The sequence below is a fragment of the Bacillus sp. T3 genome, from assembly GCF_033449965.1.
Classification (GTDB): Bacteria; Bacillota; Bacilli; order Bacillales; family Cytobacillaceae; genus Bacillus_BU.
In genome coordinates this window covers 1,661,839-1,687,801 of the sequence record NZ_CP137761.1, presented here as the reverse complement: position 1 = coordinate 1,687,801, position 25,963 = coordinate 1,661,839, and the positions used below count along the sequence as shown (strand labels likewise).

Below are 25,963 nucleotides of genomic sequence, written 5' to 3'. Positions count from 1 at the left end.
CCTATCCGATTCGAATTTCTGTAGTCTGTTTATTTTCCAAATCGGTTAAATGAACAGCACAGGCAAGGCAAGGGTCAAAAGAGTGGACGATTCGTAAAATTTCTAAAGGCTTTTCCTTATCTAATAAAGGTGTTCCTTTTAGAGACGCCTCATAAGCACCAATTTTCCCTTTGTTATCCTTCGGAGACGCATTCCAGGTAGTTGGTACAACAGCCTGATAATTTTTCGTCTTACCGTCTTCTATTTCAATCCAATGTCCTAATGCCCCACGAGGTGCTTCCATCCAGCCAACACCTTGGGCTTTTTTCGGCCAGCTTTCAGGCTCCCATTTCGACCGATCAAACGTTATTTGATTTCCGTTCTTAACGTTTTTAAGCAATTCGTCCATGTCATTTCGCAACCAGTCCGCGATTAACACAGATTCAAGACCACGCGCTATCGTACGTCCAAGGGCGGATTGTAAAGCTGACATTGGGATATCTAATTTCTTCAATGTTTCATCTACAAGAGACACAATGTCTTTTTTCCCTGATGCGTAGCCGACCATCAATCGAGCAAGCGGTCCAGTTTCCATCGCATGCCCTTTCCAACGAGGCGCTTTCAACCAGCTGTACTTTTCATCGGTATTTAATTCTTTAAACGGCGCTTTAGGACCAGAATATTTCAATGTGGTTTCTCCATCCCACGGATGCTTACCCACTCCGCCATCTTTTCCGTCATACGTATACCATGAATGATCGATAAATTCTTGAACATGCTCTGGATTTGTCAGGTCAACATCTAATACTTCATTCAAATTACCATTCAAGATTACGCCGCGAGGCATCCGATAAAGCTTTGGATCGTTGATACTACCAGTTGAGAAATCACCATAGCACAAGTAATTGTTCAAGCCTCCGCCATATGTCCAATCCTTGTAATAAGAGCCAATCGCAAGAAGGTCCGGAATATAAACCTGGTTAACAAATTCCTTCGCTTGATCGATTAATTGAGATACTCTCATTAATCGTTCCGCATGAATGCCATTATCGCTATTAACATCTAGCGGTGTAGCCATTCCGCCTACAAGATAATGCGGATGCGGATTTTTCCCTCCGAAAATAGTATGTATTTGGACAATTTCCTTTTGCCAATCCAACGCCTCGAGATAGTGAGCAACAGCTAGCAGATTCACTTCAGGTGGAAGCTTATAGGCTGCATGTCCCCAATATCCATTCGCAAAAATCCCTAACTGTCCACTTTCCACTAACTTCTTCACCTTGTTTTGTACATCTTTAAAATATCCAGGTGATGATTTTGGCCAGCTTGAAATGGATTGAGCGATTTTTGATGTTTCATCTGGATTTGCATCTAATGCGCTAACAACATCTACCCAATCCAATGCATGTAAATGATAGAAATGAACAACATGATCATGTAAAAATATTACTTCATTCATGATTTCACGGATTAAATGGGCATTTCGAGGAATGTTAATCTTCAAGGCATCCTCTACAGAACGAATGGAAGCTAACGCATGAACGGTTGTACATACCCCACAAATACGTTGTATGTATGCCCAAACGTCCCGCGGGTCACGATCACGGACAATTAACTCAAGTCCGCGTACTGCTGTACCCGAACTATACGCATTTTTAATTACGCCTGAATCATCAATATCTGCCTCAATTCTAAGGTGACCTTCAATTCTAGTAATCGGATCTACAACTATTCGCTCGCTCATTCATCTTCCCCCCGTTTATCATCATGCTTCTTCTTCATAACAGTGAGTCCTGCGTGAACAGCAACTCCTGCAGCTGTTAATCCTACTGCTGCTACACCAACTTGATCAGGGTTCATCGTTGTCTGAGTACCTGGTATTTTTGCTCGGCGAACAAAGAATGGACCATTATCCCAGAAACCTTCCTCCGAACAACCAATACATGGATTTCCGGATTGAATCGGATAGCTTACGCCACCGTTCCAGCGCATTTCTGCACAGGAATTATATGTAGTTGGGCCTTTACAGCCTACTTTGTATAAACAATATCCTTGTTTTGCTCCTTCATCATCGAAGGATTCAACAAAAAGTCCAGCATCAAAATATGCTCTTCGATTGCATTTATCATGGATTCTATGACGATAAAATGCTTTTGGCCGCCCTAAATGATCCAATTCTGGTAGTGAACCAAATGTAAGATAATGAGCGATAACCCCTGTCATCACTTCTGCAATCGGTGGACAACCAGGAACTAATATGACTGGCTTTCCGCTAACAAAGCTCGTAATTGGCTTTGCTCCTGTTGGATTTGGCTTTGCCGCTGGAATCCCTCCCCATGAAGCACAGCTTCCATAGGAGATAATAGCACTTGCACCCTTTGCCACTTCCTTAAAGGTTTCCTTCGCAGATTTTCCTGCCACTGATAAAAAGGAATCATCCTCCAGGGATACTTCCTTCAACTGCTAGAACATATTCCCCGTCATAATCCTTTAACACTTGCTCCATTGCAGCTTCGACCTGATGACCTGAAGCAGCGGATAATACTTCAGAATATTCTAGTGAAATCAAGTTAAGTAGAACGCTTTCAATCTTAGGATGGGCACTTCTAATAAATGATTCTGAACAACCTGTACAATCTTGAAGCTGAAGCCAAATAACTGGTACTCGAGTTTTTGTTTCCATAGCTTTTACTACTTTATCGGACTGTGAAAAATCCAAGCCCATTGCCGCCGTCAATGCTGTGCACATTTTAAGGAAATCTCGGCGTGAAAAACCATGTTCTAAAGCTGTTTCATAAATTGTTTTCTTTCTCATCTTCATTTTCCCTCCCTTATTCTGCTAAAATTGTTATGATTTCAGCGTAAATATAGCACGAAAATCGCACAAAAGTCCTAATGTTTTCATAATTGACACACATTATCCTTAACTTCGTTTCCACAGTGTTTATGCACCGTTATTATATAAATAACCAAATTCAAGTTTTAAATATTGGTAACCCCTTGGACATAAATACATAAAAGCATAAAAAAACAAGCTATCTGATTTAGATAGCTTGTTTTTAATTATACGATTTCGGTTGAGTCACTGTTTTCTTCTTCCCATTTTTGTTCTCGTTTTAATTTACGCTTATAAACGATCTTCGATAAATTGATACTAATTTCGTACAGCATCAATAATGGGAGAGTTACAAGAAAATCAGAAATAAAATCTGGTGGTGTAATGATAACCGCAATGATAATCAACACAAAATAAGCATATTTTCTTAGTTTTGAAAGCACAAACGGATTGATAATACCAAGTGATGTTAAAAACATGACAACGACTGGGAGCTCAAATAATACTCCGAACGGTAATGTCATATTCAAAACAAATCGAAAATACTTATCCGCTGTAAAATTAGTAACGAACATCTCGCCACCGAGATTAATTAAGAAATCCATTACCATTGGAAAAATAACGAAATATCCGAAACACAATCCAACAATAAATAGAATAAATAATGCGGGCACATACGATAAGGACACTTTGATTTCAAGTGGTTTTAACGCTGGTTTGACAAACATCCAAATTTGAATGGCTAAAATAGGGATGGTTGCAGCAATGGCTATGACTGATGCAATCATTAAGTAGACCCAGACAATGTCACTCGGTCCAAGGACAATCAGTTTTACTTCTAAATCCTTAACGAACCACTGATAAATTTCTTCTACATACATAAAGCCGACGATAAAAAAGACAATAAAAGCGGCGACTGTAATGATTAATCGCTTTCGCAATTCATCTAAATGCTCAATGATATTTAACTCTTTATCTTCCATGTTAAATCCCCTGCCAATAAAATCTTAACGATGATAAGAAACACAGAAACGCCATTTATTATTGATAACCTGGCGTTTCAATTTACTCTTATTCGAAAAAAAGGGTGTAAGATAAATCTTACACCTTTATTTTGTAGCGTTCTTCTTATCTTCTTCAAATTCTTCTATTACGTCACTAGTAAGTTCACGAGTAGACTTCTTAAATTCACGAAGTGTTTGACCAAATGCCCGACCGATTTCAGGTAATTTCTTTGGTCCAAAAATAATTAAGGCCAGAGTGAGGATTAGGATAAGCCCTGGAACTCCAATATTTGAAAGCATAAGTACATCCCCTTATCAAATTGACTTAATATAATGCTAACATGATTATAGTATTTAAACACTAATTTGTACTTAAAGAAAGCAATTGTTCACAATTTGTTCATAAAAAAACTAATTCTTCGTGCAGTGTGACTTTTTTCATTCAATATTGTTCACAAAAAATGTCCTAACTATGACTAAACTAGAAGGTTAAACAGATGTTCATTTTTATTAATTTCAGTGAACGGGAAGCCCTTCTTTTGCATCCTTGTAATCAACGCTTCATAATCATATGGATATTTAAGCTCAATTCCGACAAGAGCTGGACCATTTTCTTTATTATTCTTCTTTGTAAATTCAAAGCGGACAATATCATCCGTTGGGCCTAATACTTCATCTAAGAATTCTCTTAAGGCACCAGCACGCTGAGGGAAATTAACAATAAAATAGTGTAGTAATCCTTCATATTGAAGCGATCGTTCTTTAATTTCCTGCATCCGCGCAAAGTCATTGTTCCCGCCGCTTACAATACACACTACTGTTTTTCCTTTAATCTCTTCACGATATAAATCTAGTGCAGCAATCGGCATCGCACCTGCAGGCTCAGCAACAATCGCATGTTCATTATAGAGTTCAAGAATTGTTGTACACACCTTTCCTTCTGGAACAGGGATGATATCATCAACAAGACTCTGGCAAATATCAAATGTTTTTTCACCCACACACTTTACTGCCGCTCCATCAACAAATTTATCAATTTCATCAAGTGCAGATACTTGATTGTGTTCAAAAGAAAACTTCATTGAAGCCGCGCCTTCAGGCTCTACTCCGATCATTTTCGTTTGCGGAGAAATACTTTTTGTATAAGTACTGAGGCCTGCCATTAAGCCGCCGCCGCCAATACTAGCAAACATAAAATCAATTGGCTCCTCACAATCCTGCAGGATTTCAACCGCAACTGTACCTTGCCCAGAAATAACTCGCTCATCATCAAACGGGTGGACAAATTGTCTGTTCTCTCGCTGGCAACAAGCCCAAGCCTCATTGTAGGAATCATCAAAAGTGTCTCCTACTAGAATAATTTCTACAAAATCTCTTCCAAACATTTCAACCTGACTGATTTTTTGTCGAGGCGTTGTAGTTGGCATGAAAATTTTCCCTTGAACGCCTAATTGTCTGCATGCATAAGCAACACCTTGTGCATGATTCCCGGCACTTGCGCACACCACGCCATTAGCCAGTTCATCATCCGTAAGTGTTTTCATCATATAATAGGCCCCTCTTAATTTAAAAGAGCGTACATGCTGCAAATCCTCACGTTTTAAATATACGTTACAATTATATTTTTCGGATAACCGCTCATTTTTTTGCAATGGAGTATGGGCAACGATATCCTTAAGTTGTTGGTTTGCAATGAGAATGTCTTCTACCTGCACCCATTTCTTTTTGACCACTTTTTGTTCCATATCTTACCCTTCTTCCTTTTTCCGATATTAATATTCGTAAATTATACCACTTTGGGGTTTGTTTTCAATGTTATTTTTTTAAAATTTCAATTTTATAAACTATTTTTTAGGATAAAACAATGTGATTAACACATATACTAGATAACAATGGGATTGGGGTGAGGAAATGGAATTTTCATTATGTAGCCTTGACAGTGCCTTACCAGTCGAAATTACACTTGATGAAGATAATGGAAGATTTATGATTAGAAAAAGTGATACGAGTGGTGAGATATTTAATAGCCCTAAGGAGCTTATTGAATGGGTTAAAACAAATTTCACCGAAGATGAATTTTGTGATGACCGAGAATTCAAGGGGATGATGAAGGTTCTAGAAAGCTACGAAACCAATTCCACTTTGTATGGATAATGATTTGTAAGGACGAATTCATGCAGATCATGATGTGCTTACATTATGAAAAAAGCCTCTCATACGGAGGCTTTTCTCATGATGCAATCGTTCTTTTGTCCATGTTTGCTAAAATAAACTGTCTTGTCTCTTCCGCCACTTCCTTGATGGATGCAGGATTTGTTGTTAAATGTGATAGAATCGGTTTACCAATATGAATTCTAATTGTTGCAGGCCAGGACTAAGCGATTATTCTTTTCAAAAACATCAGCAGTTCCACTAATCGATATTGGAACAATTGGAGCATTGGCATCTATTGCAATTCTGAACCCACCTGGTTTAAACTCTCCCACAGCCCCACCCTTGCTTCTGGTCCCCTCTGGAAAAAGCACTAGGGAATGTCCCTCTTTTACGCTTGCAGCTGCCTCTTTAATCGCTCTAACTGATTGTCTACGATCCTTTCGATCTAGAAACACACAATTCATCACCTTCATCCAGGATGAAAGAATTGGAACCTTACTAACCTCAATTTTTGAAATAAACCCAAATGGTTTATTAACGAACCCTAACAAAACTGGAATATCGAAATCACCAACATGGTTACAAACAATGACAACTGGACCATCTGGAATATTCTCTTGCCCCTCGACAATGATCTTGGAACCTGTAATTTTCATGATTGTTTGCGACCATTTTCGAGGGATTTCATGAATCATTTTATTTTTTTGAGCAACTGGTATGGATGGATCAAGCTTTTTCATTTTGGATAATGTCGGTATGCTATATAAAAGAAAGCCAACAAAATAACTGAAAAAGGCAATTAATCGAAACATGAACGTATGCACCTCCAAAATCTATTTCTTCATTATATAGCAAGGATTCTTTTGTGAGGTATGTAATTATGGAAAATTTTTCGAAATCGCGTGGGGGGTCGAATAAAAAATAACCCAAGTCGGTGATTATTGCCGCTTGGGTTACTTGTATCAATATTATTTACTTCCGTTCATAAGTGAAAAACTCGTAATCGTATGGATTTTTCTCATCCTTTAATCCAGGTTCATGGAAAATTTCATTCCATTCATCCATTGCGATTTCAGGGAAATAAGTATCCCCATCAAATGAATAATCAATCTTCGTAATATACAGGCGATCTGCAACTGGAAATACTTCTTTAAAGATTTCTGCCCCGCCAATAACAAAAATTTCTTGTTCTTTTAATCCTCTTGAAAACTCTATTAGCTCTTCAACAGAATGAAGGACAGTACAGCCTTCACTGGAATAGTCCTTATTTCTTGTGACGATGATATTTTCCCTACCAGGGAGGGGGCGACCAATTGATTCATGTGTTTTTCTTCCCATTGCAATTGGGTGTCCCATCGTCGTTCTTTTAAAAAACTTCAAATCCTCAGGTAAATGCCACGGAAGCTGATTATCTTTGCCAATTACCCGATTTACATCCATTGCCCATATTAATGAGATCATACACTGACTACCCCCTTAATGTGAGGATGCGGGTCATAACCCTCCAAGCTAAAATCTTCAAACTTAAAGCTGAAAATGTCCTTCACTTCCGGGTTCAGCTTCATCGTTGGTAAGGTGCGCGGCTCGCGCGATAATTGAAGTTTTACCTGGTCTAGATGGTTTAAATAAATATGCGTGTCACCGAATGTATGAATAAACTCACCAGGCTCTAAATCACATACTTGGGCAACCATTAAAGTAAGCAGTGCATAAGAGGCAATATTGAATGGCACCCCAAGAAACACATCAGCTGAACGTTGATAAAGCTGACATGAAAGTTTTCCATCTGCAACGTAAAATTGGAACATACAGTGGCACGGCGGAAGAGCCATTTTTGGGATCTCTGTCACATTCCAGGAATTAACAATTAATCTTCTTGAATCTGGATTGTTTTTTAACTGATGAATCAGATCACTTATTTGGTCCACAGTTGTACCATCTGCACCCGTCCACGAACGCCATTGATGCCCGTATACCGGTCCGAGTTCACCGTTTTCATCTGCCCATTCATTCCAAATACGAACTCCATGATCCTGTAGGTATTTGACATTTGTGTCACCATTTAAAAACCAAAGAAGTTCATGAATAATCGATTTCAAATGTAGCTTTTTTGTTGTGATAAGAGGAAAACCTTCTTTCAGATCAAATCTCATTTGATAACCAAATGTGCTGATTGTACCCGTTCCTGTTCGGTCCTCTTTTTTCACTCCGTTTTCTAAAAGATCCTTACATAGCTGCAAATATTGTTCCATTTGTCTACACACCTTTACTAACTGGCAATGTTAAGCTCGATTGTTGATTTCCGCTCCAGGCACTCGCTTTCCGCGGGGAGTCCAGGGAGCCTCCTCGGCGCTATGCGCCTGTGGGGTCTCCCGTGACACGCTTCTCCCGCAGGAGTCTCGCGCCTTCCGCTCCAATCAACAAGTGAACAAAATCAATAATGAACTTTAACACTGCCTATTAATGTAACATTTAAGTTTTATTTTATCGTAGATAAGCTATTAAAAAAAGCATATGTTTTTGGGGCCTCTTTTTTTAATATTTCTTTCGTCTCTTCACTTAGATAGTACATCGCAAAGGTTTCGGCAAAGTACTCTTCTGGATAATTTATAAAGTAGGATTGACCTGGAAATAAGATATTACGCTCCTGCTTCCATATTTTCAAATAAGTAGGGTTTGAGCGGATTTCGTCGTAGACATAGCGATCGATTGAATGGGCGAGCTCATGAAGCTCTAAATTAACAGACCCATGCCCGCTTCCTTTCGCACTGGCCCCAATTTTGACAAGGACTACCTTCGAACCCCCTACACCTGGAACATCATCCCATGTTTTATTACTAGTATACCCTCTTGGAATAACACCCTTTAAATGCTCTGCTGTTGGTTGATCCGTTAAATTTCCCTCAAACAGATGCAGTTGTATTCCCTCCTCAACCATTTTTGATAAAATGGTACTAGGAAGCTTGTCTAAGCGCGAGATAATTTTCGATGCTTCTGCTTGATCAAAATCTGATTCTGGTAAATAAACGAGTTTGCCAAGCTGTGCCTGTGAACGTAGCTGAAGAGATTGTAATAATGTGGATTGCGGTGTGTAATCACGTAGAGCAATTCCATCACCTTTCGCCTGGGTATGACCTAATAAAGGAACGGAGAAAGCAATCAAAATAACTAAGATGATTAATTTCCGCATATGCCTCTCCTTTTCATATATATTGGAGGATTATTGAATGATAGAAAAAATAGATAAGAACCACTCACTATACGCCGTTCACCTTGACCTAATAGAAGACATAGAGATTCCAATTGGAAAACTAGGAACCTACCATTTTCCAAAAGGTGCGTACATTTATGTCGGAAGCGCAAAAAGAGCTATAGTTCACCGCTTAAATCGGCATAAAAAAATCGAGAAACCAAAAAGATGGCATATCGATTATTTGCGTCCTTATTGTGAGATTACTAAAATTATAACATACGAGTTGGAAAATGGAGAGTGTCTCCTTGCTGAGAAATTAAGGAAGGAAGTGAATGGAACGCTGCCAATCAAAGGATTTGGTGCATCCGATTGCCATTGTCCTTCACATTTGATCCACTATATCCCAAATTATTCCAATTAAAATTCTGTACAAAAAAACAGCTGACTCTGCAAATTACAGGATCAGCTGTTTTTTCATGATTAACTTCCGGGTTGACTGCTTGCTTTCTTTTTTTCATAAAATGAACAACAAAGGTAGCACCAAATGTGATTAATAAAACAATAAAGAAATAGATATGATCAATATGGACACCAAAGACACCAACAAACATCTTTAAAGCGATGATCAAAATGAGAATGTACGCTGTTGCCTCTAGCTCAGGAACGTGATCAATTAGTTTTAAAAATACCCAGGCGACCCCACGCATCATGAGAACGCCAAGGATACCGCCCATTAATAAAACCCAAACTTCCTGACTGATTCCAAATGCAGCTAAAACACTATCAACGGAAAAGGCGATGTCCATTAATTCAACTGAAACAACCGTTCCCCAAAAGGTTCCAAAAAGTCTAAAAAATAATCCATTTTGATTTAGTCCTTCTACATCTTCTTCAACATCGACACCTTTTCGGCGGTCGATAAAATACTTAATCGATAACCAAGCTAAGTATCCAGCACCAAGTACCTTAACCCACCATAACTTGATTAAATAAACTCCGACGCCGATGGCAATGAAACGAAATGTGTAAGCGCCTATCAATCCGTAGAACAATGCTTTTTTTCGTTTATTTGCCGGTAAATGTTTAACCATAACCGCGAGCACAAGGGCGTTGTCTGCAGATAGCAACCCTTCTAAAATTACTAGCGTTCCAATTAACCCCCAGCTAACTGGATCTGTTAATACCTGTACCCACATATGAAAATCAAAAAACTGAGCATATGTGTTAATAAAGTCTTGCATCATGAAAAAGCTCCCCAATCATTTACATTCTAAAAGGATGGTGACTCATTTGACTGATCCGTCCTTTTAGCTAAAAATCCTCTATTTGTTTTTATATAATGTTTTCATCTCTGTCTGAAAATAAACGAAATTATGGTGAATATTAACTCATCCAATTAGGAGGAGTATTTTTTGCCCAATAGATAGAACCTAAATCATGATGGGCTTGATATTGGTCGTGATAAGTATGATAGTGAAAATTAAACCAATAACCCTCCTGTGGTGGTTGGTCCCGACGGACATGAAAGCGAATGACATCTATCCCCGTTTTTTGATTTGTAATATGGAAGATTCGTTCTGACCTTCCTTTACTTGGCCCTTCTGATACAGCTAGATGAACTAAATCGTCTTCAGGATATTGTTCCGCAACAGATGATATCACCTTTTCAATATTTGGCAGAATCACTTCATGAAAATCATCTTTAATTATTGGTTTGATTTTTTGACCAAATTTTGTAAAGGATTGTTCTTCTGCATCCTTTACGCGTAATTGTACCCATTTTTGTTTAGTAGACAGTAGATTTTCTTCGCGTTCTTGCAGAAAGTCGCTTGTTCGATTTTCTAACGATGTTTCCGAAGCAACATTAGACGATACCTCTACAATGGTTTCACTCTCTAATGTTTTTTCTCTATCAACTTTATCAATTAACAGGGTTTGTGGCGGAGTGACAAGGCCGAACGTTAAAACGGAAATTAAAACAACTAGCGATTTTTGTAACCATTTTGGCATGGACAATGATGCTCCTTTCTAACTCACTTAACTTGCGTGTGCAGTATGCCACTTTTGCGGATATTTTCTAATGCTTGTACTATTTCTGATTCTGGCTGAACTAGGGCAATCCGAACATATCCTTCTCCCCATTGCCCAAATGCATTCCCTGGAGTAACAACAACATTCGCTTTCTCAATTAATTGAATCGTAAAGCTTTTTGATGTGTATCCTTCAGGTATTTTAGCCCAAATAAACATCGATGCTTTCGGGCTTTCGATGGTCCAGCCCAGCTCCTTAAATCCATTCACTAACAAGTCTCGCCTCTTCTTATAAATCTGTCGGTTTTGATCGAGATAATTAGAAGTGTCTCTTAAGGCTAAACACGCTGCAGCTTGTACAGGTAAAAATACCCCATAATCAAGGTTGGACTTTAGTTGTCCCAACATACTAAGAACTTCCGCATTACCTGCCGCATAAGCAATCCTAGCTCCTGCCATACTAAAGCTTTTTGAAAGAGAGTTCATTTCAATTCCAACATCAATTGCACCCGGAACAGATAAAAAGCTAATCGGCTTCTCATCAAAATAGAGTTCGGAATAAGCAAAATCATGAAGCACAACAATATTATGTTTTTTCGCAAACTGAACAACTTCCGAAAAAAACTCCTCAGTAGCCAGTGCGGGTACAGGGTTTCCAGGAAAGTTCAATATCATTAATTTAGTTTTTTCAATAATTTCTTCAGGAATCTCTGCCAAATTTGGCAAAAATTGATTTTCTTTTAATAATGGCATCGGGTAAATTTCAGCAGATGCAAGCTTTGCGCCTGCAAAATAAGCTGTATACCCAGGATCCGGCATAAGGATATAGTCACCAGGGTTGCATAAAACGAGCGGTAGATGGACTAAACCATCCTGCGACCCCATTAACAAGAGAACTTCATCTTCTGGATTTAGTCTTACAGAGAAACTTCTATTATAATAGTCTGCGACCGCTTGATTAAAATCAGCAGTACCGCTTAATGAATAAGCAAATGAATTCCCTAGTTCGACCAATTCTTTTAGTTTGTTTTGAACAAAAACAGGTGGAGGCAAATCCGGGCTTCCAATACTTAAATCAATAACATGATGCCCTTTGGCGAGCTGCGACTTTTTTAAATGTGTTAGTTCTGCAAAAACGCTTTCTGTAAAAGCATTCATCCTATCTGCGGAATGGATGTTCATTGTTGATCCTCCAATATGTAGAACTCTAGTATTATTACGATATATTATACTCTTATATTCAATAAAAAAAAGTAGTACTCTTTTTATCGTTTTTCAATTGTACCAAAATGGAATTTGGAAGACTTTCTTATCATCACGTTAAATCCATATTTGTTAAAACGTTCGCTACGAAAATGGTCCTTCAGCACAATCCTGTGCCTTGCTACTCTATACGCTTCCTTCATGATTTCATGAGTTAAATCATCATGAATTGCAAACCGACTCAACGATTTTATTCCATCAGATTCAATGACAGGCTCTTCAAACATCGGATCGAAATAAACGACATCAAAGCTGGCAGATTTTTGCGCCTTTAAGAAATCATAAGAGTTTGCGTAATGGATTTCAATCATTTTCATCGCTTCGTTCATTAACAAGAGTTCCGGAATCCCATTGCTGTAATCCTTCTTTAACCATATAGGCTAAATATTTATTCCCCTCGATTCCGACAACACTTCCCGTTACACTAACGGCATAGCTTGCAATAATACTATCAGATGCCAGTCCCAGTGTACAATCTAATAGAGTCATACCTTTTTCGATTTTAGCGGCATCGAGGAAAGGATCATGCTCGTTATTTATCAGCCTTTTTATTCGAAACATTGCAGAATTAGGGTGAAAAAAGAACGGATCTGGCTCTTGATATGGGTATAGTTCCAGTCGTTTTTTCCCAACAACAATACAATCATCCTTAGCTACATCTTGAAGTGTGCTCACCGATTTTTTATTTCGTTCCATATAAGGAATCTGTAATTCTTCAGCCACTTTCATCGCTTGATGATTCAGTTGCAAATTTGTTCTACCTGCTGTCGTAATAAACATGTCTTCACCTATCGTTTTTCCCTATTATAACCTATATTGAATGAATTATTGTTGCAGTAAAGCTTCAAAAGGAATTTATCCTTATAAAAGGATGTGTTAAAGAACGATTTTAATTTTTTGGCACTCTGTTGATTGGAACGGAAGGTGCGAGACTCCTGCGGGAGAAGGTGTCTTGGGAGACCCCACAGGCGCTAAAGCGCCGAGGAGGCTCCAGGACTCCCCCGCGGAAAGGGAGTGCCTGCAGCGGAAATCAACAGACAAATTTAATACAGCCTATAATAAAAGAGATGCCGCAGCATCTCTTTGAAATTAACAGTTTTCATTTAAAGCGGTGAGGAGATTCTCCATAATCGCTTCCATTGTTTGACCTTCAATTTCATGACGAGGAATGAAGTGGACTACTTCTTTTCCTTTTAACAGAGCCATTGATGGTGAAGATGGTTCATATCCGGTAAAATATTCACGCATTTTTGCTGTGGCATCCTTTTCTTGACCAGCAAAAACGGTAACTAAATGATTTGGTTTTTTCGCTGCCTGTGTTAAAGCTTGCGTCACGGCAGGGCGTGCTAGGCCTGCTGCACATCCACAAACAGAGTTAACAACTACAAGCGTTGTTCCTTCAACATTGCTTATAAATTGATCAACTTCCTCAGCCGTTAATAATTCTTGAAAACCTGCTTGGACTAGCTCTTCTCTCATAGGTTTTAACATTTGTCTCATGTATTCTTCGTAAGCCATTGACATAAACATTCCTCCTCCAGCTGTTTAACAACTTCCTTCTATCTATTGCAGTGTAACATACTCCATTTACTGCAAACAACGGATAAGAGCATTAACACTTTATTTAACTTAATTATTTCTGAATGCTCGTTCATTGTTCGTCGCGATTTCTGGCTTCGGTCATTTGTTTCCATACAGAACCTTTCGCCTCTTCGCCACCTTCAATCCTTGCGATGGCCATTTTAATTTGTAAACTGACCTCAAATTCAGGGTCATTTTCAGCACTTTTTAGCGCTTCGAGAGCCCGCTCATCACCTGCTTCATATAAGAACATCGCAGCGCGCCAGCGAACTAGTTTACTTTCATCCTTTAAGGCTTTGATCATTTCATCGATTGCTTTGGTAAAACCCAAGTCTGATAGACAGTCACCTGCCGTACGTCTCACTGTTACCGTTTTATCAGCTAAGGCACGATAGAGATAAGGCAATACCTTCTCATCCTTAATCATTCCCAAATAAACTGTAGCTAATCTACGAATTGATGCTTTTTCGTCTCTTAAAGCTTTATCTAGTATAGGCAAATCAGCTAAGGTAGGTTCATCCATTTGCTCTAACAAGCGGTACCGCACACGCCAATCAATATGATCTAAATCATCTATCCGTACTTTCACGCGAGATTTCTTACGACTTAAACTTTTGTCCAAGACTGGATTGGTTTCATTTTCTACAATGGAATGGAGCCTTTCATTTGGGTAGGCTGCTAGTAACTCTTCCACTACTTCCTGACCAATGCTATTTAAATCTCCATAGCGGACACCATATTCCTTCCAACGCCGCATCATCACTACATTATCCTCCGGCTTTTGAACCTTCGCTACGGATTCAGCAAACATTTCTGGTAATCCAACCCGTAATGTTTCTGTACCTGGATGATAACTTCACCTGCATCGGGATATTTTTATATATTTGAACTTGAACATTCACTTCACCAAAGTGCTCATTAACCATTTTTGCGGCTACAGTCGCTTGTGTTGTGTCCTCACCAAACGCCTTTCGAACCTGTGGTAGTATTTCCGTCCAATCATATTTTGCATTCCGTTCAACAGCCAAAAAATCTGCGACATGATACACACCTTTAACCCCATCGATAGCTAAAATGCTACGAATAATTGGTGGTGCACCCTGACTACTATCTTTTTTATAATTATTGCTTTTCCCCATTGGTAATTCTTCGTCCAAAATAATTTTCATCGTATTTGGACTAGGAGTAGGCTCGATAGCCGAAATCTTCATTTTCCTCACCCTTTTCACCATTAACGTAGTGTTAATCAAGATGATTCTATCATATAGCCCAATTGGTTTTCATGCTTTTAGCTTTGGATAGAGCTTTTTGTAATAGCCTAACCACTCATTATTCGTTCTCAGCCAGCTCTGACAAATAGCTCCACCGCTCAATGAGTTGCTCAAGCTGCTCGTTCAAGCTATTCTCTTCTTCCATTAATAATTGTGCTTTTGTGAAATCACTTCCAGTTTTCACTATTTCCACGGAAATTTCCTCGATTCGTGATTCCACCATCTCAATCTTTGTATCAATTTCTTCCCATTCTTTCTTTTCCATATAGGTCATCTTTTTCTTTTTCGGCTTGTCTGATTGAACCGTTTTTTCTGAAAAGGAATCGATTTTTTCTGTCGGCTTCGTATTTTGTTTTTCTAAATAGTCTGTATAGCTTCCGAAGTAATTTTCGATTAGTCCCTCTCCTTTTAAGACCAAAAGCTGTTCTGCAACCTTATCTAAAAAGTAACGATCATGCGAAACCGTCAATACCACACCTGGAAATTCCTCTAAATAATCCTCTAATACGGTTAAGGTTTGGGTGTCCAAATCATTGGTTGGCTCATCTAGCAGCAGTACATTTGGTGCGGTCAACAATAGCTTCAATAGATAGAGACGACGCTTTTCCCCACCTGACAGCTTTCGGATCAAGGTTCCATGGGTATTGAGTGGAAACAGGAAACGCTCGAGCATTTGTGCTGCCGATAATGTTTTTCCATCTGAAGTATGAATCACCTCAGCCGTTTCCTTTACATATTCAATCATTCTTTTATTCTCATCCATGTCTTCGTTTTCTTGTGTATAGTAGGCTAATTTTACCGTTTGTCCAATCAATCTTTCGCCGGAATCTAACGGGATCCTGCCAGCTAAAATATTAAGAACAGTTGATTTTCCTGTTCCATTGCGTCCAATAATTCCAATTCGGTCACCTGGTTTGATCAACAGATCAAATTCCTTCAAGATTGTAAGACTGCCATACTGCTTTGATGCAGATTTCAATTCAAATACCTGTTTTCCTAATCGACTACCATTTAAGGACAGGTCTAATTTTTCAGCACCTTTAACAGAGGCAAGCTGGTCATCTAGTTTCTCAAAGCGCTGAATACGTGCTTTTTGCTTTGTGCTTCGCGCTTGAGCTCCACGCCTGATCCATTCCAATTCACGACGATAGAGATTTCTTTGTTTTTCAATTGTGGCGGCTTCATTTTCCTCACGGACAGCTTTTGCCTCAAGAAATGCTGCATAATTTCCTTTATACGCATACAGAGAGCCTTTATCTAATTCAAACATCCGGTTTGTAACCCGATCTAGGAAATACCGATCATGGGTAACGAGTAAAAGAGCTCCTTGATATCGACTTAAATAGTCCTCAAGCCATTTTACAGAATCATAGTCCAAATGGTTTGTCGGTTCGTCCAAAATTAATAAATCAGGTGCCTGAATCAAAACCTGTGCTAAGGCAACCCGCTTTTTCTGCCCGCCTGAAAGTGAACCAACTTGTTTGTGAAAGTCACTAATACCAAGCTTTGTAAGGATCGATTTAGCATTCGCACTGGCATCCCATGCATTTTCTGCATCCATTCGCTTTTGTAAATCAAACAATCGCTCTTGCACAGCTACATTATCAGGGCGCTCATTAAGATCCAATAAAGCCTGTTCATATTCTCTAAGATGTCTTAAAATCGGTGCATCCCCTTTAAACACTTGCTCAAGAACCGTTAAATCGCCTGTTAGGTCCAGGAGCTTGAGATAAATACGAAACTTGGTAATCCTTTGCCTTGATAATTTCTCCTTCATCGGCTATATCAATCCCGGCAACAATCTTTAACAGGGAGGACTTACCGGTTCCATTTACACCAATTAACCCAACCCGGTCCTTTTCTTGTATTGTAAAGGCAAGATCATGAAATAGCTTTTTTTCCCCATAGGTTTTTGAGACGTTTTCAATCGAAATCATTTTCAAGCTTGACCATTCCATTCATTATAAAATTGATGCAGAAAGTTCTCCATAAACTGGTGGCGTTTTTCTGCGATATTTTTTGCCGTATTCGTATGTAAACGATCCTTTAATAACAATAATTTTTCATAAAAATGGTGAACAGTAGAGGAGCGTCCATTCCGGTACTCATTCAATGTCATTTCTGCCCGAACCTCCATAGAGGGATCATAAAGTGGAGTTCCCTTCTTACCGCCGTATGCAAAGGCTCTGGCTACACCAATTGCTCCAATCGCATCTAGGCGATCAGCATCCTGGACAATTTTTGCTTCTATTGAAGGGAGATCGATCATTCGTCCACCTTTGAAGGAGATGGTCGAGATTATTTCAAGAATGTGGAGTTTAACTTCCTCGTTGATCGTAACTCCATCAAAAAAGCTATTTAGTTTTTTATAGCCTTCTGCTTCACTCTCATTAAGCTTATCATCAGGGATATCATGAAGAAGTGCAGCCATCTCGACCACAAAGTGGTCGCCCTTTTGTTCTTTTTCTACTATATATAATGCATTTTTGCGGACACGATCAATATGGTACCAGTCATGACCCGAAGAATCCTGCCCAAGTGCATGCTTGACAAAATCCTCTGCTTTTTTCACTAATTCATTGTTCATGTTTCCACCTACTTTCAGTCCGCTTTCTATTGTATCACGAACAATGAAATTAATGATAAGGCTCTGTCAAACTTGTTTGTTGATTTCCGCTCCAGGTGCTCCAATCATCAAAATATTTAATAGTCAAAAATCAGCTTTAACTAGCAAATACAAAACAAAAAAGTGCCCTGACTCGAGCACCTTTCGTTCATTACTTATTGAAATAGTTTCTTTAACTCTCTAATTGAGGTAATCATGAAGTCGACCATGCTGATGATATCGGCACTTTGATCTTCATAGATGAGTCGATTGAAATGGATTGTAATCTCATTCGTTATGTCATTCTTAATATCAAAAGGGTTTAACAGAATTCGTTGATCAATTTTACGGCTATTGCCCCAAATATCCTTTAAAATGCCATCTATTTTCTTGTAAAAAGAAAGATCATTAGGATGGATACAATTAAATTTCACTGTTATATGACAACCCGCATGTTTTTCGGACAAGGCTTGAGGTAGGAGCTCCGCTGCTAAATTTTCTATTTTTGCTTCAAGAAGTAGGATTGCAGTCACCTTATCCCCTTTGCTATTTTGATCAATAAATGAAATTTCAAAGGTTCTTCCTAGCTTTGCCAAATTCATTATATCTTCCCGGTCAGTGACGAGTATTTCCCCACCCAGGTCTCTATCATAAACAGCACCTTCAATCACAACCTTAAGATTTTCAAAAGCTGTCGGATCGAACATCTTCGCTCCCCCCTATCTAATTAAATGTTAAATTAAGTTAAAATAAACCTAGTGCATTTCCTTTTTCATCTACATCCATATTCATCGCAGCTGGTTGCTTTGGCAAGCCTGGCATTGTCATTACATCACCTGTTAAGGCGACAATAAATCCAGCGCCAATTGCCGGCTTCAATTCGCGAACGTGGATGACAAAATCTGTTGGTCGTCCCAATTGATTCGGATCATCAGACAAGGAATACTGCGTTTTTGCCATACAAATCGGTAAATTCCCCCAACCGTTAGCAGTGAATGAACTCATTTGGTTTTTCGCCTTAGTGGAAAACTCAACATCTCTTCCGCCGTATACCTTTTGAACAATCGTTCGAATTTTTGCTTCAATCGAATCAGATAATAAATATAAAGGTCGGAACGATGGTGTACTTTTATCCAAAACATTCAAAAGTACATTTGCAAGAGCGACTCCACCTTTGCCACCTTTTTCCCACACCTCTGTTAGCGCGACAGGGTAACCTTCTTGAGAACAATAGTCAAGTAATTCTTCTATCTCAGCTTCACTATCACTTACAAAACGGTTAATTGCGACGACAAATGGCAATCCAAAGCTTTGGATCGTTTCAACATGCTTCTTTAAGTTCGAAAGACCTGCGCGTAACGCCTGTAAATCCTCTAGGTGCAAATCAGCTTTCTTTACACCTCCATGCATTTTTAATGCCCTAATTGTTGCCACAATCACAACCGCTTCAGGCTCAATTCCGGCACTTCTTGATTTTATATGTAAAAACTTTTCCGCTCCCAGATCTGCACCAAATCCAGCCTCGGTTACGACATAGTCCGCCAATTTGGCAGCAGCGGTTGTGGCGATAATACTATTACAGCCATGTGCGATATTTGCAAATGGTCCTCCATGAATTAACGCGGGTGTATGCTCAATTGTTTGGACAAGATTCGGCTTGACCGCATCCTTTAATAATAAAGCTAGCACTCCTTGTACTTTCAGATCACCAACTGTTACCGGTTGTTTATCATAATTATATGCCACTACAATTTGAGCCAAGCGCTTTTTCAAATCTGAAATAGATGTTGACAAGCATAACACTGCCATGATTTCAGAGGCAACCGTAATATCAAATCCATCCTCACGGGGAATCCCTTGTGTAGGTCCGCCAAGGCCGATTAAAACCTGTCTTAATGAACGATCGTTTAAATCCAATGCCCGCTTCCAAACAATTCTGCGTGGATCAATTTTCAATTCATTCCCTTGCTGAAGGTGGTTATCAATCAGTGCAGACAAGGCATTATTTGCTGTTGTTATTGCATGGATATCACCAGTAAAATGGAGATTAATATCCTCCATCGGCAGCACCTGTGCGTATCCACCGCCCGTCGCTCCGCCCTTCATTCCCATCGTCGGCCCAAGGGAAGGCTCGCGCATCGCAATGACTACTTTTTTCCCAAGTGAGTGGAGGGCATCAGCTAGTCCAACCGTGACAGTTGACTTTCCTTCACCCGCAGGGGTTGGGTTGATTGAGGTCACTAATATTATTTTTCCATCCTTATTCTTATGTATCTTTTCTAATCCCTGAAAGGATAGCTTTGCCTTATATTTTCCGAATAGCTCCATATCATCGTCACCGAGCCCTAAGCTAGTCGCAATGTTAACGATTGGCAGCATTTTTGCCTGTTGAGCGATTTCAATATCTGATTTTGGTTTACTCGTTACTGTCACGTTCAATTCCTCCATGGTGATTGTTCATGTTATTGGCTATTTTATTTTACCATTAATTCGCTTTTCTAATTGAAAATATTCTGCAACAATATCTTTTTATTGAAATAAACTCAATATTTTCTTTATAATAGAAATAATTGAATTTTCGTACAGGGGATGATCATTTGCCTATTAAATTACCTAAGCGACTTCCTGCCAGGGATGTCCTAGAATCTGAAAATATTTTCGTCATGGATGATGATCGGGCAATGCAACAGGATATTCGCCCGCTAAATATACTGATCCTAAACTTGATGCCAGAAAAAGAGCGGACAGAAGCGCAATTGCTGCGTTTATTGGGAAATACATCCTTACAGGTAAATGTAACCTTTTTAAAGACGGCTACGCATGTTTCAAAAAATACTAGCAAGTATCATCTTGATCAGTTTTATACCACCTTTTCCGAAATAAAAAGTCGGAAATTTGACGGAATGATCATCACGGGTGCGCCAATTGAACATTTGTCCTTCGAGGATGTTAATTATTGGAATGAGTTAACACAAATTATGGATTGGTCCACCACCAATGTAACGTCAACTCTCCACATCTGTTGGGGAGCTCAGGCCGCACTTTATTACCATTTTGGTATTGGGAAATTTGAATTACCGGCAAAATGCTCAGGTGTTTTCGCACACAGAGTATTGGACCGTTCAGAAAAATTATTACGAGGTTTTGATGATGAGTATTTAGCACCACATTCTCGTTATACTGATGTGTCTAAACAAGAAATTGTAGAAAATACACAACTTAAGCTTTTATCCTATTCTGAGGAAGCTGGTCCTTTTATTGTAAGCGCAAATAACGGAAAGCAAATCATGGTTACAGGTCATTTAGAATACGAAACGGGTACATTAGCTGAAGAATATCAACGCGATGTTCAAAAAGGCATCGATATTGAACCACCTAAGCATTATTTTCCGAACGATAACCCTAACGAACAGCCATTGAATCGTTGGCGGTCCCATGCTCATTTACTATTTTCAAACTGGTTAAACTACTATGTATACCAAGAAACACCGTACGAGTGGTCATGAAAGAGTAAGGCAAAGAGCTCCGTTAAATAAACGGAGCTCTTTTGGATTGAACTTATAGCCATTTATAGACTCTCTAGCATAAACACAGTCATAAATGTAAGCGCTTGGATGATTTCTTTAGATAACGTGCCTTTTTGTAGGTCTTCAGTATCACGTTTAAACACACCTAATTCGGCTGTTTTTTGAAACCCATTTTCAGATGCAAGCCGTTCAAACTCCCAAGGCATAATCGTATTACAGACTACACTTTCTCCATACAAACGACGATAACTATTCTCTCTCGGACCTGCAGTTGGCCCTAATATACCGACACAGGCTCTACCGCCTGGCTTTATAATTCTTTTCATTTCCCGTAAAACCTTTAAAGGACTTTCTGTCCACTCTAGCGAATTGATCGCGATAATTCCATCAAAGCTTTGACTCGGGAACGCCAAACTTGCAATATCTCCTTTAAAAAAATCCAAGGTACCAGGTTTTTCAAAGCTTCTCGCCTTTTCAATCATTTCATCAGATACATCAATACCAATTACTTCAAAGCCATTTACTGCTAACTTAAAAGAGCCATATCCATCTCCACACCCTAAATCACAAATCTTCGCATAGGTGGGTACATGCTCTTTAACAAACGCTACGATATCCTTTCGGCTTCCTGTTTCCCACATTTCCTTGCTTTTTGCATGCCAGGAATTTGCCCGTTCATTCCATTCTTTTTTTGCTGCTTCAGCCCAATAAAATCCCACTAAAATCCCCCTATCCACTCAAACTGTTTTAATTTTTTGATTATTCTATAAATAATTCGCCATAAAAAGACTTTTTCCTTTGTGTTTATAAAAATGGAAATCCTGAAACACTGTAGCAGAAAGGAGGAATGATCGTATGAATGTTACAGAAACTTTAATTGCTGTTCATCGCAATCAAAATGGGGGAATTTTGAGTTTCCAGACATCAGAGGGGCGAATCATATCGTATCGCAAGGCTCTTATTGAGGCTGAGGAAGGAATAATTAATGGTGTTCAATTACAAGAGGCAACAAATGGAACATCTTACCTTACTCCAATGAATGATCCATCATTCGAAACATATCCAGAATTTTACTAAGAAAGAGGCGACTCGATCGAGTCAGCGGTTCCGTTTTGAAGTGCTTTTCTTAAAATATGTGCCGAAATGACAGTCGTATTTGTTTGGACAAACTCACTCTCTTTAACTATGAAGTCTTATCTAGATTCGAGTAACCAGCAAAAGTAAAATAAGCGAAGAATTTCCCTTTAAATCCAAAATGGAGGTAGTTTTGGGGTAAATAAGGGAAGTTTTTCCCCTTATGCAAAGAAAAATCTTCTATTTTCGAATTTTTCGAGCCAATAGGCGGAATTTCTTCCTCTATTTAAGCCTTTTTAAGTAATAATTACTAAATAAGCGAAATTTTTCCCTCTATTTATCAGCTCTGGTGATTAATCCGATCTGATCCCCAACCGATAAGTGCGGAAGGGGGAATCAGCAACCTTAAAAATCAATAAAATTGCTTTTCAAAACGGCAATAAAATTACAGACGTTTTATCCCTCTTTATTCATTGAACCATACTTATTGTCCATCATTAAAAATGATGTCAATTGCTATGTCAAAGTTAATGAAATTTCATAGAACCTTGAATAATAAAGAAAAAGACGTATGCCAATTCATACGTCAAATCTTATGTCTTTTAATAAGAAATCACCCGACCACGGAACCCTTAATCGATCGAGTCAGCCTCTTGCTTCATCTTATTATCTTAGTGCTCTGTATCATCATGTTCATTTTGTTGTTGAATCAATTGTAATGATTGAGTACGTTCTGTACTTTCTTCAAAATATTGGACTAGATCACCGATGCGATCGATCGCATCCCAGCTAAGATGATGCTCGATACCTTCAACATCTTGATAAATATTCTCCTCTTTGACACCGATAATTCTTAAGAATTGTTCAAGCAACTCATGGCGGTAGAGAAGTCGTTTTCCTGTTTTATGGCCTTTCTTCGTTAAGACTAGGCCTCTATATTTTTCATATACTAAATATTCATCCTTATCAAGCTTTTGAACCATTTTCGTTACGGAAGAGGGATGGACAGAAAGCGCTTCCGCAATATCAGAAACACGCGCGTAGCCTTTCTCTTCTATTAGTTTATAAATTTGTTCAATATAGTCTTCCATACTTGGTGTCGGCATCCGATACCCTCCCATAATCACTAATCAATGAAAAGTTTACTATAAGTGGCAATGACTGACAAGGCAAAATCCCTTATCTGCCCTCGTCATTTAAAAACTGCTCATCAAATACAAATTTTATTTTTAAATCTGGCTCACTGAGTGAAAGCTTAGCATTAAAGGTTTTTTCTTTTCCGGTAAATCCTTCAATGACATCAGTTTCCCCATCTTTTAATAGCTTTTTAATATTTTGCTGGGTTATGTTTTTTCCAAGTACTTTTTTTGAAATGGTAAAATTACACTTCGTTTTGCTGTAATTTGAGCAACCAAAAAACGACCCTTTATCAACCACAGCACCATCACATTTTTTACATGGGCCTAGCTTTACCATTCTTTTTTGCTTTACCTCTCTTGGAACAAACCCTTGCTGATCTGCTTCAGAAAAAAGCCATTCCTTCGCTTCACTTGCACTGGCATTGATTAAATGGCTGACCATTCTATTTGTTTGCTCCATAAATTGCTTGGGTGAAGCATTCCCTTCCGATATTTCCTTTAACCGTTGTTCCCATTTCGCTGTCATTTCAGGTGAGGCCAATATTTGGTTCCCTACTGCTGCGATTAAGATTTTCGACTTGGCCGTTGCATAGACTAGATTCTTTTTTACCTCGATATATTTTCGATCCTTAAGCATCGTAATGATTCCGGCTCGGGTAGCTTCCGTCCCCAACCCCTCCGTTTTCATTAATACCTTCTCGAGCTCTTTATCCTCAATATGCTTTCCGGCTGTTTTCATCAAGGTGATTAATTGCCCTTCGGTGTAGCGCTTGGGTGGCTGTGTTGCACTCTCTTTTACATCGATCTTTTTAACAACGCCTTGCTCGCCTTGGACTAAATGCGGTAGTTCAGGCTCACCATCCTTTTCCTTTTGCGGTAAAACCTTGCGCCAACCTTCCTCAAGCTCCACTTTTCCCTTTGACAGAAATATTGCTCTTCCGTCAACAAGCGTTTTAACTGTTGTATATTCACTAACCGATTTTCCATAATGTGCGGCAATAAGACTTCGGACAATCATATCGTATAATTGCAATTCATCAGAAGAAAGCTTACTAAGCAGCGGGACCTGCTCTGTAGGAATAATAGCATAGTGGTCCGTTACTTTTTTGTCATTCACATAGCGTTTGTTATCCGTAATCGACTCAACCGGTAGCGGGAACAAACTTGCGTAATCGGCAATTCTGGAAATTTTTTTCAACGTTTCCGGAAAGGTCTCCGCTTCTCCTTTGGTCACATAGCGCGAATCGGACCGGGGATAGGAGACAATCCCTTTCTGGTACAGCTTTTGCAGGACATCCAATGTTTTTTTAGGTGGGAATTTGAATTTGCGGTTGGCATCAGCTTGAAGAGCGGAAAGATTGTATAAAAGCGGGGGCATATACTCTTTTTTCTCAGCCTTAACTTCAGAAATTTCCGCAGATTTATTTTGGCAAAATGCAGCAATTTTTTCAGCCATCTCTTTCGTTTTAATCCTTGATTCTCCATCATTTTCCCATTTCCAGGTATATTTTTTCTTTTCTACCACAAAATGAGCCTGAACTTCCCAAAACGGTTCAGAGACAAAATTCTCAATTTCATGTTCCCGTTTAACGATAAGGGCCAATGTTGGAGTTTGGACTCTACCTACCGAAAACACGTCAGAGAAACCTCTTTTTTGTAATAATAAGCTGTAAAGTCTTGACGCATTCATCCCAACAACCCAGTCCGCACATGCTCTTGTATAAGCCTCGAAATATAGATTTCGCGTGTCAGATTCGTCAAGTAATGACTGAAAGCCCTCCTTAATTGATTTTGCTGTTAAGGAAGAGATCCACAGCCTTTGCATCGGTTTTTTACATTTTGTTAAACGTAAGATATTGCGGACGATTAATTCACCTTCTCGCCCAGCATCACCTGCGTGAATAATCGATGTTACCCTAGGGTCATTGACCAGTTTTTTGATAATCGCAAATTGCTTCGCCTTATCCTTGGTCACTTCATATTGAAATTGTGCGGGTATCATGGGCAACGTTTCTAATGACCATTTTTTCCAGCCTCCATCATATTTCTCTGGATTGACAAGCTGGCATACATGTCCAACAGCCCAGGTAACAAACGCTCCATTTGTAAAGATTTCATTTGGTAGTATTTCAATAAAACCCTGCTGCTTTTTCATTTTAAAAACGGAGGCCAGTGTTGATCCTTGATCTGGTTTTTCAGCGATTATGAGTTTCATTAGCCTACTCCTTAACTTCTAGTTTCATATAGTTCCATTGTAAGGATAATTTTTGAACTTCGCAAAATAATTTTCGCAGGGGTGGTATTGTT

General features: G+C 39.0%; 21 protein-coding genes and 5 pseudogenes. 4 read left to right on the top strand and 22 right to left on the bottom strand.

Translation table 11 applies throughout. The features are described 5' to 3' along the window. Window position 1: 1 nt before the first annotated feature. From RGF10_RS08720 to ilvA, 5 genes and pseudogenes are all read right to left on the bottom strand, one after another. Window positions 2–1,723, bottom strand: coding sequence for a nickel-dependent hydrogenase large subunit (locus tag RGF10_RS08720; protein WP_318508659.1), 1,722 nt, complete (start codon window positions 1,721–1,723; stop codon window positions 2–4). After that, a pseudogene (locus RGF10_RS08715) lies at window positions 1,720–2,794 on the bottom strand (hydrogenase small subunit). Before RGF10_RS08715 ends, RGF10_RS08720 begins: the two are co-directional and overlap by 4 nt. 248 nt (window positions 2,795–3,042) lie before the next feature. Next, window positions 3,043–3,798, bottom strand: a complete 756-nt coding sequence (tatC, locus tag RGF10_RS08710; RefSeq protein WP_318508658.1) for a twin-arginine translocase subunit TatC — start codon at window positions 3,796–3,798, stop codon at window positions 3,043–3,045. A 126-nt stretch (window positions 3,799–3,924) separates the two neighbouring features. Next, a complete protein-coding gene (locus RGF10_RS08705; RefSeq protein ID WP_318508657.1) occupies window positions 3,925–4,119 on the bottom strand; it encodes a twin-arginine translocase TatA/TatE family subunit in 195 nt (64 codons plus the stop codon). Between the two features lie 176 nt (window positions 4,120–4,295). Continuing rightward, window positions 4,296–5,564 (bottom strand): threonine ammonia-lyase IlvA, encoded by a 1,269-nt coding sequence (gene ilvA / locus RGF10_RS08700; protein ID WP_318508656.1) that lies wholly within the window; start codon window positions 5,562–5,564, stop codon window positions 4,296–4,298. A 166-nt stretch (window positions 5,565–5,730) separates the two neighbouring features. Here ilvA and RGF10_RS08695 point away from each other — a divergent pair, with 166 nt between their 5' ends. After that, window positions 5,731–5,973, top strand: coding sequence for a hypothetical protein (locus tag RGF10_RS08695; protein WP_318508655.1), 243 nt, complete (start codon window positions 5,731–5,733; stop codon window positions 5,971–5,973). A 200-nt stretch (window positions 5,974–6,173) separates the two neighbouring features. Here RGF10_RS08695 and RGF10_RS08690 read toward each other — a convergent pair whose 3' ends face one another. The 4 genes from RGF10_RS08690 to RGF10_RS08675 form a co-directional block, all read right to left on the bottom strand. Further along, entirely contained in the window at window positions 6,174–6,785 is a 612-nt protein-coding gene (locus tag RGF10_RS08690; protein WP_318508654.1) for a lysophospholipid acyltransferase family protein, read from the bottom strand. A 160-nt stretch (window positions 6,786–6,945) separates the two neighbouring features. After that, complete coding sequence (locus tag RGF10_RS08685; RefSeq protein WP_318508653.1) at window positions 6,946–7,434, bottom strand: dihydrofolate reductase; 489 nt, start codon at window positions 7,432–7,434, stop codon at window positions 6,946–6,948. Next, window positions 7,431–8,225 (bottom strand): thymidylate synthase, encoded by a 795-nt coding sequence (locus tag RGF10_RS08680; RefSeq protein WP_318508652.1) that lies wholly within the window; start codon window positions 8,223–8,225, stop codon window positions 7,431–7,433. Before RGF10_RS08680 ends, RGF10_RS08685 begins: the two co-directional genes overlap by 4 nt. A gap of 227 nt (window positions 8,226–8,452) precedes the next feature. Continuing rightward, entirely contained in the window at window positions 8,453–9,163 is a 711-nt protein-coding gene (locus RGF10_RS08675; protein ID WP_318508651.1) for an anthrax toxin lethal factor-related metalloendopeptidase, read from the bottom strand. 37 nt (window positions 9,164–9,200) lie between these two features. Here RGF10_RS08675 and RGF10_RS08670 point away from each other — a divergent pair, with 37 nt between their 5' ends. Beyond that, complete coding sequence (locus tag RGF10_RS08670; RefSeq protein WP_318508650.1) at window positions 9,201–9,587, top strand: GIY-YIG nuclease family protein; 387 nt, start codon at window positions 9,201–9,203, stop codon at window positions 9,585–9,587. A gap of 76 nt (window positions 9,588–9,663) precedes the next feature. Here RGF10_RS08670 and RGF10_RS08665 read toward each other — a convergent pair. The 10 genes and pseudogenes from RGF10_RS08665 to RGF10_RS08620 all read right to left on the bottom strand — a co-directional run. Then, window positions 9,664–10,410 (bottom strand): annotated as a pseudogene (locus tag RGF10_RS08665) (TerC family protein); the annotation flags it as partial. Window positions 10,411–10,549: 139 nt separating this feature from the next. Continuing rightward, complete coding sequence (locus RGF10_RS08660) at window positions 10,550–11,182, bottom strand: YpjP family protein (RefSeq protein WP_412176691.1); 633 nt, start codon at window positions 11,180–11,182, stop codon at window positions 10,550–10,552. Window positions 11,183–11,199: 17 nt separating this feature from the next. After that, on the bottom strand, window positions 11,200–12,378 hold the full coding sequence (locus RGF10_RS08655; RefSeq protein WP_318508648.1) for an LL-diaminopimelate aminotransferase: 1,179 nt from the start codon (window positions 12,376–12,378) through the stop codon (window positions 11,200–11,202). 83 nt (window positions 12,379–12,461) lie between these two features. After that, window positions 12,462–13,239, bottom strand: a pseudogene (locus RGF10_RS08650) (class I SAM-dependent methyltransferase). Between the two features lie 309 nt (window positions 13,240–13,548). Continuing rightward, window positions 13,549–13,983 (bottom strand): BrxA/BrxB family bacilliredoxin, encoded by a 435-nt coding sequence (locus RGF10_RS08645; RefSeq protein ID WP_318508647.1) that lies wholly within the window; start codon window positions 13,981–13,983, stop codon window positions 13,549–13,551. Window positions 13,984–14,110: 127 nt separating this feature from the next. After that, window positions 14,111–15,251, bottom strand: a pseudogene (locus tag RGF10_RS08640) (conserved virulence factor C family protein). Between the two features lie 118 nt (window positions 15,252–15,369). Beyond that, window positions 15,370–17,254, bottom strand: a pseudogene (locus tag RGF10_RS08635) (ABC-F family ATP-binding cassette domain-containing protein). Next, a complete protein-coding gene (locus tag RGF10_RS08630) occupies window positions 17,251–17,898 on the bottom strand; it encodes an HD domain-containing protein (protein ID WP_318508646.1) in 648 nt (215 codons plus the stop codon). Before RGF10_RS08630 ends, RGF10_RS08635 begins: the two are co-directional and overlap by 4 nt. 194 nt (window positions 17,899–18,092) lie before the next feature. Further along, complete coding sequence (locus tag RGF10_RS08625) at window positions 18,093–18,623, bottom strand: hypothetical protein (RefSeq protein WP_318508645.1); 531 nt, start codon at window positions 18,621–18,623, stop codon at window positions 18,093–18,095. Window positions 18,624–18,660: 37 nt separating this feature from the next. Next, complete coding sequence (locus RGF10_RS08620; protein WP_412176690.1) at window positions 18,661–20,364, bottom strand: formate--tetrahydrofolate ligase; 1,704 nt, start codon at window positions 20,362–20,364, stop codon at window positions 18,661–18,663. Between the two features lie 149 nt (window positions 20,365–20,513). Here RGF10_RS08620 and metA point away from each other — a divergent pair, with 149 nt between their 5' ends. Continuing rightward, window positions 20,514–21,422, top strand: coding sequence for a homoserine O-acetyltransferase MetA (gene metA / locus RGF10_RS08615; protein WP_318508643.1), 909 nt, complete (start codon window positions 20,514–20,516; stop codon window positions 21,420–21,422). A 62-nt stretch (window positions 21,423–21,484) separates the two neighbouring features. On the opposite strand, the gene RGF10_RS08610 is transcribed toward metA, so the two are convergent. After that, the gene (locus tag RGF10_RS08610; protein WP_318508642.1) at window positions 21,485–22,162 is read right to left on the bottom strand and encodes a class I SAM-dependent methyltransferase; all 678 of its coding nucleotides are present in this window, start codon (window positions 22,160–22,162) and stop codon (window positions 21,485–21,487) included. A gap of 136 nt (window positions 22,163–22,298) precedes the next feature. Between RGF10_RS08610 and RGF10_RS08605 the strand changes: the two genes are divergently transcribed. Next, on the top strand, window positions 22,299–22,520 hold the full coding sequence (locus tag RGF10_RS08605; RefSeq protein ID WP_318508641.1) for a DUF3892 domain-containing protein: 222 nt from the start codon (window positions 22,299–22,301) through the stop codon (window positions 22,518–22,520). A 668-nt stretch (window positions 22,521–23,188) separates the two neighbouring features. Here the strand turns inward: RGF10_RS08605 and mntR are convergent. Continuing rightward, window positions 23,189–23,623, bottom strand: coding sequence for a transcriptional regulator MntR (mntR, locus tag RGF10_RS08600; protein WP_318508640.1), 435 nt, complete (start codon window positions 23,621–23,623; stop codon window positions 23,189–23,191). Between the two features lie 73 nt (window positions 23,624–23,696). After that, complete coding sequence (locus RGF10_RS08595; RefSeq protein ID WP_318508639.1) at window positions 23,697–25,871, bottom strand: DNA topoisomerase III; 2,175 nt, start codon at window positions 25,869–25,871, stop codon at window positions 23,697–23,699. Window positions 25,872–25,963 lie beyond the last annotated feature (92 nt).

Bases quoted from the DNA above. Each gene is read 5' to 3' on its own strand.
- RGF10_RS08630 (WP_318508646.1), bottom strand. From the start codon at position 17,898: ATGAACAATGAATTAGTGAAAAAAGCAGAGGATTTTGTCAAGCATGCA.
- RGF10_RS08680 (WP_318508652.1), bottom strand. From the start codon at position 8,225: ATGGAACAATATTTGCAGCTATGTAAGGATCTTTTAGAAAACGGAGTG.
- RGF10_RS08685 (WP_318508653.1), bottom strand. From the start codon at position 7,434: ATGATCTCATTAATATGGGCAATGGATGTAAATCGGGTAATTGGCAAA.
- ilvA (WP_318508656.1), bottom strand. From the start codon at position 5,564: ATGGAACAAAAAGTGGTCAAAAAGAAATGGGTGCAGGTAGAAGACATT.
- RGF10_RS08620 (WP_412176690.1), bottom strand. From the start codon at position 20,364: ATGGAGGAATTGAACGTGACAGTAACGAGTAAACCAAAATCAGATATT.
- RGF10_RS08695 (WP_318508655.1), top strand. From the start codon at position 5,731: ATGGAATTTTCATTATGTAGCCTTGACAGTGCCTTACCAGTCGAAATT.
- RGF10_RS08705 (WP_318508657.1), bottom strand. From the start codon at position 4,119: ATGCTTTCAAATATTGGAGTTCCAGGGCTTATCCTAATCCTCACTCTG.
- RGF10_RS08690 (WP_318508654.1), bottom strand. From the start codon at position 6,785: ATGTTTCGATTAATTGCCTTTTTCAGTTATTTTGTTGGCTTTCTTTTA.
- RGF10_RS08675 (WP_318508651.1), bottom strand. From the start codon at position 9,163: ATGCGGAAATTAATCATCTTAGTTATTTTGATTGCTTTCTCCGTTCCT.
- tatC (WP_318508658.1), bottom strand. From the start codon at position 3,798: ATGGAAGATAAAGAGTTAAATATCATTGAGCATTTAGATGAATTGCGA.
- RGF10_RS08670 (WP_318508650.1), top strand. From the start codon at position 9,201: ATGATAGAAAAAATAGATAAGAACCACTCACTATACGCCGTTCACCTT.
- RGF10_RS08605 (WP_318508641.1), top strand. From the start codon at position 22,299: ATGAATGTTACAGAAACTTTAATTGCTGTTCATCGCAATCAAAATGGG.
- RGF10_RS08645 (WP_318508647.1), bottom strand. From the start codon at position 13,983: ATGTCAATGGCTTACGAAGAATACATGAGACAAATGTTAAAACCTATG.
- RGF10_RS08625 (WP_318508645.1), bottom strand. From the start codon at position 18,623: ATGTTCGATCCGACAGCTTTTGAAAATCTTAAGGTTGTGATTGAAGGT.
- mntR (WP_318508640.1), bottom strand. From the start codon at position 23,623: ATGCCGACACCAAGTATGGAAGACTATATTGAACAAATTTATAAACTA.
- RGF10_RS08655 (WP_318508648.1), bottom strand. From the start codon at position 12,378: ATGAACATCCATTCCGCAGATAGGATGAATGCTTTTACAGAAAGCGTT.
- RGF10_RS08595 (WP_318508639.1), bottom strand. From the start codon at position 25,871: ATGAAACTCATAATCGCTGAAAAACCAGATCAAGGATCAACACTGGCC.
- RGF10_RS08720 (WP_318508659.1), bottom strand. From the start codon at position 1,723: ATGAGCGAGCGAATAGTTGTAGATCCGATTACTAGAATTGAAGGTCAC.